General features: G+C 61.6%; 9 protein-coding genes. All 9 read left to right on the top strand.

What is annotated here, in order from left to right:
• Positions 1 to 2: 2 nt before the first annotated feature.
• On the top strand, positions 3 to 1,178 hold the full coding sequence (ftsW, locus tag AD666_RS07720) for a putative lipid II flippase FtsW (RefSeq protein ID WP_053149747.1): 1,176 nt from the start codon (positions 3 to 5) through the stop codon (positions 1,176 to 1,178).
• Complete coding sequence (gene murG, locus AD666_RS07715; RefSeq protein WP_053149745.1) at positions 1,168 to 2,238, top strand: undecaprenyldiphospho-muramoylpentapeptide beta-N-acetylglucosaminyltransferase; 1,071 nt, start codon at positions 1,168 to 1,170, stop codon at positions 2,236 to 2,238. The genes ftsW and murG overlap by 11 nt, the downstream gene beginning before the upstream one ends.
• Entirely contained in the window at positions 2,231 to 3,691 is a 1,461-nt protein-coding gene (gene murC / locus AD666_RS07710; protein WP_053149744.1) for a UDP-N-acetylmuramate--L-alanine ligase, read from the top strand. The genes murG and murC overlap by 8 nt, the downstream gene beginning before the upstream one ends.
• Complete coding sequence (locus tag AD666_RS07705) at positions 3,688 to 4,653, top strand: D-alanine--D-alanine ligase (RefSeq protein ID WP_053149742.1); 966 nt, start codon at positions 3,688 to 3,690, stop codon at positions 4,651 to 4,653. The genes murC and AD666_RS07705 overlap by 4 nt, the downstream gene beginning before the upstream one ends.
• A 3-nt stretch (positions 4,654 to 4,656) precedes the next feature.
• A complete protein-coding gene (locus tag AD666_RS07700; protein ID WP_053149740.1) occupies positions 4,657 to 5,523 on the top strand; it encodes a cell division protein FtsQ/DivIB in 867 nt (288 codons plus the stop codon).
• Between the two features lie 15 nt (positions 5,524 to 5,538).
• Complete coding sequence (gene ftsA / locus AD666_RS07695; RefSeq protein ID WP_053149737.1) at positions 5,539 to 6,798, top strand: cell division protein FtsA; 1,260 nt, start codon at positions 5,539 to 5,541, stop codon at positions 6,796 to 6,798.
• Between the two features lie 102 nt (positions 6,799 to 6,900).
• Positions 6,901 to 8,094 (top strand): cell division protein FtsZ, encoded by a 1,194-nt coding sequence (ftsZ, locus tag AD666_RS07690; RefSeq protein WP_053149736.1) that lies wholly within the window; start codon positions 6,901 to 6,903, stop codon positions 8,092 to 8,094.
• 112 nt (positions 8,095 to 8,206) lie between these two features.
• Entirely contained in the window at positions 8,207 to 9,118 is a 912-nt protein-coding gene (lpxC, locus tag AD666_RS07685) for a UDP-3-O-acyl-N-acetylglucosamine deacetylase (RefSeq protein WP_053149734.1), read from the top strand.
• A gap of 253 nt (positions 9,119 to 9,371) precedes the next feature.
• The coding region (locus AD666_RS25895; protein ID WP_156315921.1) for a helix-turn-helix domain-containing protein at positions 9,372 to 9,564 on the top strand (193 nt) is incomplete at its 3' end.

The raw sequence follows: 9,564 nt of genomic DNA, 5'->3' as shown, positions 1-9,564 counted from the left end.
TGATCACCGGGCGTGGCATCGACCTGGACTTCCCGATGCTTGCCGGATGTCTGGCGCTGCTGGGCCTGGGCCTGGTAATGATCACCTCCGCGTCGTCGGAAGTGGCGGCCGTGCAGTCGGGCAACACCCTTTATCACATGATCCGACACCTGATTTACCTGGTGATCGGCCTGGGTGCGTGTGTTGTCACCATGATGATACCGATCGCCACCTGGCAACGCCTGGGCTGGATGATGCTGCTCGGTGCCTTCGGCCTGTTGGTCATGGTGCTGGTTCCGGGTATCGGTCGCGAAGTGAACGGCTCGATGCGCTGGATCGGCTTCAGCTTCTTCAACGTGCAGCCTTCGGAAATCGCCAAGGTTTTCGTGGTGATCTTCCTGGCCGGCTACCTGGTGCGGCGCCAGAAGGAAGTGCGCGAGAGCTGGATGGGCTTCTTCAAGCCGTTCATCGTCCTGCTGCCCATGGCGGGCCTGTTGCTGATGGAGCCGGACTTCGGCGCCACGGTGGTAATGATGGGCGCGGCGGCGGCGATGCTGTTCCTGGGCGGCGTCGGGCTGTTCCGCTTCATCCTGATGGTGGCCCTGGCCGTGGCGGCCGTGACCGTGCTTGTGCAGGCGCAACCGTACCGGATGGCGCGCCTGATCACTTTCACCGACCCGTGGGCCGACCAGTTCGGTTCCGGCTATCAACTGACCCAGGCACTGATCGCGTTCGGGCGTGGCGAATGGCTGGGTGTCGGCCTGGGCAACAGCGTGCAGAAACAGTTCTACCTGCCGGAAGCCCACACCGACTTCGTGTTTTCGGTGTTGGCCGAAGAGCTTGGCGTCGTTGGGTCGTTGTGCACGCTGGCCCTGTTCGTCTTCGTCTGCGTGCGCGGCATGTACATCGGTCTGTGGGCGGAGAAGGCCAAGCAATTCTTCGCAGCCTACGTAGCGTATGGCCTGTCGTTCCTTTGGATCGGCCAGTTCCTGATCAACATCGGCGTGAACGTCGGCCTGCTGCCGACCAAGGGGCTGACGTTGCCGTTCCTCAGTTACGGCGGCAGTTCCCTGGTGATCTGCTGTGCCTGCCTCGGTTTGTTGCTGCGCATCGAATGGGAGAGTCGAACCCACCTGGGCAGCGAAGAGATGGAGTTCCATGAGAGCGACTTTGCCGAGGAGCCGATCCATGGGCGCTAACGTGCTGATCATGGCGGGTGGCACCGGCGGGCATGTGTTCCCGGCGCTGGCCTGTGCCCGGGAGTTCCAGGCACGGGGCTACACCGTGCACTGGCTGGGTACGCCTCGGGGTATCGAAAACGAACTGGTGCCCGGCGCGGGCCTGGAGCTGCACCGGATCGAGGCCAGCGGCCTGCGGGGCAAAGGCAAGTTGTCGTTGCTCAAGGCGCCACTGATGTTGCTCAAGTCGGTTTGGCAGGCCCGGACGATCATCCGTCGGCTGCGGCCGGTGTGCGTGGTGGGGTTTGGCGGTTATGTGACCGGTCCTGGCGGGGTTGCGGCGAAACTGGCCGGCGTGCCGGTGATCGTTCATGAGCAGAACGCCGTGGCCGGTACCGCCAATCGGTTACTGGTGCCGTTGGCCGCCCGGGTCTGTGAAGCCTTTCCCGACACCTTTACCCTGTCGGGCAGCCGGCGCACCACCGGTAATCCGGTGCGTACCGAGCTGTTTCTCGATACACCGCGCCCGGCCCTGGCCGGACGCAAGGCACGTCTGCTGGTCCTGGGCGGAAGCCTGGGAGCGGAGCCGTTGAACAAATTGCTGCCCGAAGCCTTGTCGCAGGTCGCCCCCGATCTGCGGCCGGAAGTGTTTCATCAGGCTGGCAAGAACCACGATGAAGTGACCGCCGAGCGCTACCGCGCCGTCGGCGTCGAGGCGCAAGTACAGCCTTTCATCAAAGACATGGCCCAAGCCTATGGCTGGGCCGACCTGGTGATCTGTCGCGCAGGCGCGCTGACCATCAGTGAACTGGCTGCCGCCGGTCTGCCCTCGATGCTGGTGCCTTTGCCCCATGCCATCGACGACCACCAGACCCGCAACGCCGATTATTTGGCCCGCGAAGGCGCTGCCTTCCTGATGCCGCAAAGAACGACGGGCGCCGCGGACCTCGCCGCCCGCCTGACAGAGGTTTTGATGCAGCCGCAACGACTTGAAGACATGGCCCGCGCCGCCCGCCGCCTGGCCAAACCCGACGCTACGGCCCAAGTGGTCGATACCTGCCTGGAGGTGGCCCATGGTTGAGAATCGCAAAGCCATGCCGCAGCCGGAAATGCGCCGTATCCGCCGCATCCACTTCGTCGGTATTGGCGGCGTGGGCATGTGCGGGATCGCTGAAGTGCTGCTGAACCTGGGCTATCAGGTCTCGGGTTCTGACCTGAAGGCATCTCCAGTCACCGAGCGCCTGGAATCGTTCGGCGCGAAGATCTTCATCGATCACCGTGCCGAGAACGCTGCCAACGCTGATGTACTGGTGGTTTCCAGCGCTGTGAACACGTCCAACCCGGAAGTCGCTACCGCCCTGGAGCGCCGCATTCCGGTAGTGCCGCGAGCCGAGATGCTGGCCGAGCTGATGCGCTACCGTCACGGCATCGCCGTGGCCGGTACCCATGGCAAGACCACCACCACCAGCCTGATCGCCTCGGTGTTCGCCGCCGGCGGCCTGGACCCGACTTTCGTGATCGGTGGTCGTCTCAATGCTGCGGGCACCAATGCCCAGTTGGGCACCAGCCGCTACCTCATCGCCGAAGCCGACGAAAGCGATGCGAGTTTCCTGCACTTGCAACCGCTGGTGGCCGTGGTCACCAATATCGATGCCGACCACATGGCGACCTACGACGGTGACTTCAACAAGCTGAAGAAAACCTTCGTCGAGTTTCTCCACAACCTGCCGTTCTACGGGCTGGCGGTGGTGTGCCTGGACGACCCGGTGGTGCGCGAGATTCTGCCATCGATCAAGCGTCCGACCGTGACCTATGGGTTCGGCGAAGAAGCCGACGTACGCGCCATCAATGTACGCCAGCAGGGCATGCAGACCTTCTTCACCGTGCTGCGCCCCGACCGCGAACCATTGGATGTGTCGGTGAACATGCCGGGCAATCACAACGTGCTGAACGCGCTGGCGACTATTTGCATCGCTACCGACGAAGGCGTCAGCGACGAAGCCATTGTCCAGGGCCTGTCGGGGTTCCAGGGGGTCGGCCGACGCTTCCAGGTCTATGGCGAACTGCCGGTAGATGGCGGCAACGTGATGCTGGTGGACGACTACGGCCACCATCCGACCGAAGTCGCGGCGGTGATCAAGGCCGTGCGCGGTGGCTGGCCGGAGCGGCGCCTGGTGATGGTCTACCAGCCGCACCGCTACAGCCGTACCCGCGACCTGTACGACGATTTCGTCCAGGTGCTGGCCGATGCCAACGTGCTGCTGTTGATGGAAGTCTATCCGGCCGGCGAAGAGCCGATTCCCGGTGCCGACAGCCGCCAGTTGTGCCACAGCATCCGTCAACGCGGCCAATTGGACCCGATCTACATCGAGCGCGGTGTGGACCTGGCGCCGCTGGTCAAGCCGCTGCTGCGCGCCGGTGACATCCTGCTGTGCCAGGGCGCCGGCGACATCGGCGGGCTCGCTCCGAAACTGTTGAAAAGTCCGTTATTCGCCGGGGCCATCGTGGCGCCCAGCGAGGGGAAACTGAAATGACTGCTGCCTACGCCAACCTGGTCTCGACCCTTGACCCGAAAGCCTTCGGCCGTGTCGCCGTGCTGTTCGGCGGCAAGAGTGCCGAGCGCGAGGTTTCCCTCAAGTCCGGCAAAGCCGTACTCGAAGCCCTGCAAAGCGCTGGTGTCGATGCGTTCGGCATCGACGTGGGCGACGACTTCCTGCAACGCCTGCTGAGCGAAAAGATCGACCGCGCGTTCATCATTCTCCACGGCCGCGGCGGTGAAGACGGCAGCATGCAGGGCCTGCTCGAATGCCTGGGTATTCCTTACACCGGTAGCGGCATCCTGGCCTCGGCCCTGGCGATGGACAAGCTGCGCACCAAGCAGGTCTGGCATAGCCTTGGCATTCCGACGCCGCGTCATGCCGTGCTGGCGAGCGAGGCCGATTGTATTTCGGCGGCCACGGAACTGGGCTTCCCTTTGATCGTCAAACCGGCCCATGAAGGTTCAAGTATCGGCATGGCGAAAGTGAATTCGTTGCCTGAGTTGACCGCGGCATGGAAAGACGCCAGTTCCTATGATTCGCAAGTGTTGGTCGAGCAGTGGATCACCGGTCCCGAGTTCACCATCGCCATTCTGCGTGACCAGGTGTTGCCCCCGATTGCGCTGGGCACCCCGCACACGTTCTACGACTACGACGCCAAGTACCTGGCCAACGATACCCAGTATCGGATCCCCTGTGGCCTGGACAGCACCAAGGAAAAAGAACTGATGGACCTCACGGCCAAGGCCTGTGAGGCGTTGGGTATCGCCGGCTGGGCAAGGGCGGACGTGATGCAGGACGCCGACGGGCAGTTCTGGTTCCTGGAGGTCAATACCGCTCCGGGCATGACCGATCACAGCCTGGTACCGATGGCGGCCCGCGCCGCCGGTCTGGATTTCCAGCAACTGGTGCTGTCGATCCTGGCGGCCAGTGTCGGCTCTCAAGAGCCAAGAGGTTAAGCCATGCAAGGCGCATCGCTTCGTCATCAGCCCTCCGCACCCGGTCGCAAGCCGGTGCCCCGGGGTGCCAGCCGAATGGTGGCCAAGGAGCCGATGTCGGCGCGCCTGCCGAAAGCCAATTTTGGTTTTCTCAAGAGCCTGTTCTGGCCGGTGATGCTGGTGGCAGTGGGGTTCGGTACGTACGAAGGCGCCCAGCGGTTGTTGCCTTATGCGGACCGGCCGATTGCGCGGATCAACGTTCAGGGTGACCTGAGCTATATCAGCCAGCAGGCGGTGCAGCAGCGGATCGCCCCGTTCGTGGCGTCCAGCTTCTTCACCATCGACCTGGCGGGCATGCGCACGGAACTGGAGCAGATGCCCTGGATTGCTCACGCCGAGGTCCGTCGAGTATGGCCTGACCAGGTGTCGATTCGCCTGGAAGAGCAATTGCCGGTGGCCCGTTGGGGCGATGAGTCGCTGCTGAACAACCAGGGCCAGGCGTTTACCCCGCGGGAACTGGCCAACTATGAACATTTGCCACAACTGTTCGGTCCACAGCGGGCCCAGCAGCAAGTGATGCAGCAGTACCAGGTGCTGAGCCAGATGTTGCGGCCATTGGGCTTCTCCATCGCGCGCCTGGAACTGCGCGAGCGCGGCAGCTGGTTCCTGACCACTGGCGCGGGTAGCTCGGGACCGGGCATCGAGCTGTTGCTCGGTCGCGGCAACCTGGTGGAAAAGATGCGCCGCTTCATCGCCATCTATGACAAGACGCTCAAAGAACAGATTACGAACATCGCGCGCATCGATCTGCGCTACGCCAACGGCTTGGCCGTCGGCTGGCGGGAACCTGTAGCGCCCACGACGGCCGAACCCGCCGTCGCGAAGAATTAAGAAGAGGCAGGACCCATGGCAAACGTGCAAAGCGGAAAAATGATCGTCGGGCTGGATATCGGCACTTCCAAGGTGGTTGCGCTGGTAGGTGAGGTCGCGGACGACGGCACGCTGGTCATCGTCGGGATCGGTACTCACCCGTCCCGCGGCTTGAAGAAAGGCGTGGTGGTGAACATCGAGTCCACCGTGCAATCGATCCAGCGCGCCATCGAAGAAGCGCAATTGATGGCCGGTTGCCGGATTCACTCGGCGTTCGTCGGCGTGGCGGGCAATCACATCCGCAGCCTGAACTCCCACGGCATCGTGGCGATCCGTGATCGCGAAGTCAGCTCCGCCGACCTCGAGCGCGTGCTCGACGCGGCCCAGGCCGTGGCGATCCCGGCCGACCAGCGCGTGCTACACACCCTGCCGCAGGATTATGTGATCGATAACCAGGAAGGCGTGCGCGAGCCCCTGGGCATGTCCGGTGTGCGCTTGGAAGCCAAGGTCCACGTGGTGACCTGCGCCGTGAACGCTGCGCAGAACATCGAGAAATGCGTGCGCCGCTGCGGCCTGGAAATCGACGACATCATCCTCGAACAACTGGCCTCGGCCTACTCGGTGCTGACCGACGACGAGAAAGAACTGGGCGTATGCCTGGTGGACATCGGTGGAGGCACCACCGACATCGCGATCTTCACCGAGGGCGCCATCCGCCACACGGCGGTGATCCCGATTGCCGGCGACCAGGTGACCAACGACATCGCCATGGCATTGCGCACCCCGACCCAGTACGCCGAGGAAATCAAGATCCGCTACGCCTGCGCCCTGGCGAAACTGGCCGGTGCCGGTGAAACCATCAAGGTGCCCAGCGTTGGCGACCGTCCGCCGCGTGAGCTGTCGCGCCAGGCCCTGGCCGAAGTGGTCGAGCCGCGTTACGACGAGTTGTTCACCTTGATCCAGGCCGAGCTGCGTCGCAGCGGCTACGAAGACCTGATCCCGGCCGGCATCGTGCTGACCGGTGGTACGTCGAAGATGGAAGGCGCGGTCGAGCTGGCCGAAGAAATATTCCACATGCCGGTGCGCCTGGGCGTTCCCCATGGCATCAAGGGCCTGGACGACGTGGTGCGCAACCCGATTTATTCCACAGGCGTGGGCCTGTTGATGTACGGCTTGCAGAAACAGTCCGACGGGATCTCGTTCTCGGGGATAGGCAGCCGCGACAGCTACAGCAGCGACGAGCCGAAGGCTCCGCTGTTCGAGCGGCTCCAGGCATGGGTCAAAGGCAATTTCTGATACAGGTTCAAAGCTTCAGGCACCGGGTTTCAAGCCTGGTGCAGGAAGGCGGCAACAAACGCAGTAGGCGAAAAAAAACTAGAGAATGTAAGGAGAGGGAAAATGTTCGAACTCGTAGACAACATCCCCGCTAGCCCGGTTATCAAGGTGATCGGTGTCGGCGGTGGCGGCGGCAACGCTGTCAACCACATGGTCAAGAGCAACATCGAAGGCGTCGAGTTCATTTGCGCCAACACCGATGCTCAGGCGCTGAAGAACATCGGCGCGCGGACCATCCTTCAACTGGGTACCGGCGTGACCAAGGGCCTGGGTGCCGGCGCGAATCCCGAGGTTGGCCGTCAGGCTGCCCTGGAAGACCGCGAGCGCATCGCTGAAGTCCTGGCCGGCACCAACATGGTGTTCATCACCACCGGCATGGGCGGCGGTACCGGTACCGGTGCAGCGCCGATCATTGCCGAAGTGGCCAAGGAAATGGGCATCCTCACCGTTGCGGTGGTGACCCGTCCGTTCCCGTTCGAAGGCCGTAAGCGCATGCAGATCGCCGACGAAGGCATCCGCGCGCTGAGCGACAGCGTCGACTCGTTGATCACCATCCCCAACGAGAAGCTGCTGACCATCCTCGGTAAGGACGCCAGCCTGCTGTCGGCTTTCGCCAAGGCCGATGACGTACTGGCCGGTGCCGTTCGCGGTATCTCCGACATCATCAAGCGTCCGGGCATGATCAACGTCGACTTCGCCGACGTACGCACCGTGATGTCCGAAATGGGCATGGCGATGATGGGTACTGGCTGCGCCAGCGGTCCGAACCGTGCTCGTGAAGCCACCGAAGCGGCCATCCGCAACCCGTTGCTCGAAGACGTCAACCTGCAAGGTGCTCGCGGCATCCTGGTGAACATCACCGCAGGTCCGGACCTGTCCCTGGGCGAGTACTCCGACGTGGGTAGCATCATCGAAGCGTTTGCCTCCGACCACGCAATGGTCAAGGTCGGCACCGTGATCGATCCGGACATGCGCGACGAGCTGCACGTGACCGTGGTTGCCACCGGACTGGGCGCAAAGATCGAGAAGCCGATGAAGGTGATCGACAACACCGTTCAAACCGCCATGGCCTCGCAGCCTCAGCAACAAGCTCCCGTTCGTCAGGAACAGCCTGCGGTCAACTACCGCGACCTGGACCGTCCGACCGTCATGCGCAACCAGGCTCAGGCCGGTGCTGCGACTGCCGCGAAGATGAATCCGCAAGACGATCTGGATTACCTGGACATCCCGGCATTCCTACGTCGTCAGGCCGATTGATGAAATGTATCAGGGGGATACGGGTGATTGGTGTTCAGCAAAGGTCTGGTCTGCTATCATCGCCAGCCTTTGTTGATACCAGTTCGCAATTTGCGCTGAAGCGGCCCATGCCATGATTAAACAACGCACCCTGAAGAATATTATCCGTGCCACAGGTGTCGGCCTGCACTCCGGCGAGAAGGTCTACCTGACCCTCAAGCCAGCGCCTGTCGACACCGGCATCGTGTTTTGTCGTGCCGACCTCGACCCTGTGGTGCAGATTCCTGCTCGCGCGGAAAATGTTGGTGAAACCACCATGTCGACCACGCTGGTCAACGGTGACACCAAAGTGGACACGGTGGAGCATTTGCTCTCGGCCATGGCTGGCCTGGGCATCGATAACGCCTACGTCGAGCTCTCCGCGTCCGAAGTCCCGATCATGGATGGCAGCGCCGGACCCTTCGTATTCCTGATTCAATCGGCTGGCCTGGAAGAGCAGGACGCTGCCAAGAAGTTCATCCGCATCCTGCGGGAAGTGACAGTACAAGATGGCGACAAGCGCGCCACTTTTGTCCCTTTCGACGGTTTCAAGGTGAGCTTCGAGATCGATTTCGATCACCCGGTTTTCCGTGACCGCACCCAGAGTGCAAGCGTGGATTTTTCCAGCACTTCGTTCGTAAAAGAAGTCAGCCGCGCCCGTACCTTTGGTTTCATGAGTGACATCGAGTACCTGCGCAAGCACAACCTCGCACTCGGCGGCAGTGTTGAAAACGCGATCGTGGTCGATTCCGATGGCGTGTTGAACGAAGACGGCCTTCGTTATGAAGACGAATTCGTCAAGCACAAGATCCTCGATGCAATCGGCGACCTCTACCTGCTGGGCAATAGCCTGATTGGTGAGTTCAAGGGCTTCAAGTCCGGCCATGCACTGAACAACCAGCTGCTGCGCAAGTTGATTGAGCAGAAAGACGCTTGGGAAGTCGTGACGTTCGAAGATGCCAGCACCGCACCAATCTCTTACATGCGCCCTGTAGCGGCCGTGTAAGCAAAAAACCTCTCTAGTTTTTAAAGGCTGCCTTCGGGTGGCCTTTTTTTATGGGCCGCTTTTGTGTGTATATCCGTTTCTTAGGTAACAGCGGCTGGCGGTTTCGCCCTTACGGCGACTCACTTTTTTTCAAACGCCAAAAAAAGTAAGCAAAAAAGGCTTCGGGTATGACTCACCCACATAGGTTACAAATCAGTTCACTCACATAGGTAACAGTTTTTAACTGGCAGGGTCGGTTTTCGAGGATCTGCCCATGCCATGGCGAGAGCTGAAACCTATGGACCTGAAACTGCTATTCATCGCGGACTACATCAAAGGCCCGCCCAGCTTCAGTGCGCTTTGCCAGGCTTACGAGATCAGTCGCAAGACTGGCTATAAATGGGTCGAGCGGTATGAGAAGGAAGGGCCTGCCGGACTGGAAGAACATAGCCGTCGCCGGCTTAACC

Origin of the sequence: Pseudomonas sp. Pf153 (assembly GCF_001269775.1) — a bacterium.
Lineage (GTDB): Bacteria > Pseudomonadota > Gammaproteobacteria > Pseudomonadales > Pseudomonadaceae > Aquipseudomonas > Aquipseudomonas uvaldensis.
Note: the sequence above shows the minus strand (reverse complement) of the source record. Positions and strands in the feature narration are given on the sequence as shown.

What these genes read in the sequence shown, in the direction of transcription:
- murC (WP_053149744.1), top strand. Translation starts at nt 2,231, where the DNA reads ATGGTTGAGAATCGCAAAGCCATGCCGCAGCCGGAAATGCGCCGTATC.
- ftsZ (WP_053149736.1), top strand. Translation starts at nt 6,901, where the DNA reads ATGTTCGAACTCGTAGACAACATCCCCGCTAGCCCGGTTATCAAGGTG.
- lpxC (WP_053149734.1), top strand. Translation starts at nt 8,207, where the DNA reads ATGATTAAACAACGCACCCTGAAGAATATTATCCGTGCCACAGGTGTC.
- ftsA (WP_053149737.1), top strand. Translation starts at nt 5,539, where the DNA reads ATGGCAAACGTGCAAAGCGGAAAAATGATCGTCGGGCTGGATATCGGC.
- murG (WP_053149745.1), top strand. Translation starts at nt 1,168, where the DNA reads ATGGGCGCTAACGTGCTGATCATGGCGGGTGGCACCGGCGGGCATGTG.
- AD666_RS07700 (WP_053149740.1), top strand. Translation starts at nt 4,657, where the DNA reads ATGCAAGGCGCATCGCTTCGTCATCAGCCCTCCGCACCCGGTCGCAAG.
- AD666_RS07705 (WP_053149742.1), top strand. Translation starts at nt 3,688, where the DNA reads ATGACTGCTGCCTACGCCAACCTGGTCTCGACCCTTGACCCGAAAGCC.